The sequence below is a fragment of the Aeromonas sp. PrichA-15 genome (assembly GCF_017939245.1).
Lineage (GTDB): Bacteria > Pseudomonadota > Gammaproteobacteria > Enterobacterales > Aeromonadaceae > Aeromonas > Aeromonas caviae.
In genome coordinates, this window is sequence record NZ_JAGKRH010000267.1 from 1 (window position 1) to 522 (window position 522).

At 62.5% G+C, this 522-nt stretch carries 1 protein-coding gene; it reads left to right on the forward strand.

Annotated features, from left to right (window positions below; translation table 11 throughout):
• Window positions 1-514 (forward strand): transposase (locus tag J9889_RS20735; protein WP_210538931.1); only part of this gene is annotated, 514 nt, incomplete at its 5' end.
• Between the last annotated feature and the right edge of the window lie 8 nt (window positions 515-522).

The window sequence follows — 522 nt, forward strand, 5'->3', positions numbered from 1 at the left end:
GGCCATCGCCGAGAGTAGCGAGCAGTGCAACCAGCCCATCGGTGCCCGGTTGGTCTTGCTGGCGGATGCGGTGTTTCGTACCCGGCACCGTTGGGAAAGCGGTGCGTTGAGCAAGCAGAAATACCTGCGCAGGCTCGCGCGTTACCGGCAAAGCTGGCGAAGCCAGTTGGAGCGCGGCGCCCTGTTGTGCAGCAAACGCTACCGTGGACGATGCCAGTTGCTGCTGCGGGATGACGAGATGCTGTGGCGGTTTATGACTGACGACGAAATAGCGCTGACCAACAACGAGGCGGAGCGGGCGCTGCGTGGCTATGTGCTCTGGCGCAAGGGTAGCTACGGCGTGTGGTCTCACCGGGGCGAGCTGTTTCGCCAGCGCATCCTGTCGTTGGTGGAGACCGGCAAGCGATTGGGCCGCTGCCCACAGGAGTGGTTGAGGGCCGTGGTCAGGGCGTGCATCGAGAAGACAGATTATCCCATCCCGGCAGAACTGATGCCGTCAACCCCGTCCTGGTGAATAGATAC